The 1958-nt window shown below is 45.9% G+C and carries 3 protein-coding genes; 1 reads left to right on the plus strand and 2 read right to left on the minus strand.

Going from position 1 to position 1958, the window contains the following annotated elements; genetic code table 11:
• Positions 1 to 101, minus strand: a 101-nt coding sequence (locus R7Q47_RS23455) for an exonuclease domain-containing protein (protein ID WP_318089498.1), incomplete at its 3' end; no start/stop codon positions are given.
• A gap of 155 nt (positions 102 to 256) precedes the next feature.
• Complete coding sequence (locus R7Q47_RS23460; protein WP_318089494.1) at positions 257 to 1162, minus strand: LysR family transcriptional regulator; 906 nt, start codon at positions 1160 to 1162, stop codon at positions 257 to 259.
• 109 nt (positions 1163 to 1271) lie between these two features.
• Between R7Q47_RS23460 and accD the strand changes: the two genes are divergently transcribed.
• The coding region (gene accD, locus R7Q47_RS23465) for an acetyl-CoA carboxylase, carboxyltransferase subunit beta (protein ID WP_318089496.1) at positions 1272 to 1958 on the plus strand (687 nt) is incomplete at its 3' end.

Raw genomic sequence — 1958 nt, forward strand, 5'->3', positions numbered from 1 at the left:
ACTAACTTTACCGCACCAATTTCTATTGCACGGTCACCCAAAGTAGGAGAGAGACCTGTGGTTTCAAAGTCGAGTACGACCACAGAGTTTGCTTGAGGCATGAAGTTTTCCAGCTGAGTAATATTGCGCAAGAGTATTATTGAAAGCGCCAGAAAAAGAAAGGTGAATTCAACGGTGCTCCTTTATCTATTTGGATTCTACAAAGTCAGCCTTTCTGGTTCACAATGTATGGGCAGTAATAGGCAAGTCTATGGCTTTACCCGCTTGTTTCGTTATTCGCTTGGCGTTTTAAGTGCTCGATAAACGCCGGGATCTTCTTGGCTACGTGTTTTCTGGAAGCGTAAAAGGCATACAACACCAAATCTTCTGGTTCATATTCCAGTTCGATCACTTCCAGATCTCCTGATTCGATTTCTTCATGGCAAAACTCGACAGGTAGAATCGCAAACCCGAATCCTGCTAACGCGCCGGCTTTTGCAAGTTGCCCACTGTTGACCTTAAATGCAGATTGTACTCGTTGACTTATCAGTTCTCCTTCCGAATTTCTGAAAACCCAAGGTGTTCCTTTCAATGCAGTAAAGCTGCTGATACAAGGAACGTGCTTCAAATCGGTAATTTTGAAAGGTCTCTGACGTGTGTGCAGTAGCTTAGGTGAGGCGACCACAACACTGGGCCAGCGCTTGATCTCTTTTGCAATCCAATTGCTGTCATCAAGCTTGCCGCGGTGAAAACTCAAGATAACGTCAAACCCATCGAGCAAGTCCTCTTTAGGGCTTAGGTTCGTCTCGCAATTCAATGAAATAGCAGGGTACTGAGCACAAAAAGAGACGACGGCTTTAGCTAGTTCTGGTGAATCTGGCATGACAACGTTGAGCTGCCCCATGACCTCACGAGAGTGTTGCGTCACTTCTTCAAGCGCATCATTCAGTTTGTCTAACAAAGGCTGTGTGCGTAAATAGAGCTGTTCTCCAGCGTCTGTTGCACAGATTCGTCGAGTCGTTCTGTCGAACAAACGCACATCAAGCTGTTCTTCAAGTAACGCAATGTGGCGACTGACATTTGATGTCGGCAGAGATAAAAACTCGGCGGCTCTTTTGAAGCTGTTGTTCTCGTAGACACAATGGAAGCTTTTTAGCCATTGCTGATCAATTTTCTCAAGCATCTCCATTAATCCCATTTGGTTGAACTATAAAGCCAATAAGTTGCACTTTATTACTTAAAACAGGTTTATACAATGCGAGTTACCGTTGTTTGGGCATAAAGGTTTTCCAATGAGTTGGTTAGAAAAAATATTAGATAAAAAGAACATCATTAATACGCGTAAAGCGTCGATTCCGGAAGGCGTATGGACTAAGTGTCCGTCTTGTGACCAAGTGCTGTATCGCATCGCGCTCAAGGAAAACTTGGAAGTTTGCCCCAAGTGTCAACACCATTTGCGAATGTCTGCGCGACATCGTTTAGACAGCTTTTTGGACAAAAGTGAGCGTATAGAGCTTGCTAGCGAACATGAGCCGAAAGATTTGCTCAATTTTAAGGACAAGAAACGCTACAAAGAGCGTCTTGCTCTCTCTCAAAAAAGTACTGGCGAGAAAGATGCGTTGGTCGTAATGAAAGGCGAGCTGTTGGGCTTACCCATCGTGGCTTGCGCGTTCGAGTTCTCTTTCATGGCTGGCTCGATGGGGTCGGTTGTGGGTGCTCGTTTTGTTGATGCCGTGGATACGGCGATAGAGGAAAATTGCGGGTTAGTTTGCTTTTCTGCGTGTGGTGGCGCACGTATGCAAGAGTCGCTGATGGCTTTGATGCAAATGGCCAAAACCAGCGCTGCGTTGGAGCGTTTATCCAATGCGCGCTTGCCTTATATCTCGGTATTGACCGATCAAACCTTTGGCGGCGTCTCGGCAAGCTTGGCAATGCTGGGGGCCATCAATATTGGTGAGCCTGAGGCAAGAATCGGGTTT

The sequence above is a fragment of the Vibrio sp. Vb0349 genome (genome assembly GCF_033338975.1).

Excerpts from the sequence above, each read along its gene's own strand:
- R7Q47_RS23460 (WP_318089494.1), bottom strand. The coding sequence starts at position 1,162 with ATGCTTGAGAAAATTGATCAGCAATGGCTAAAAAGCTTCCATTGTGTC.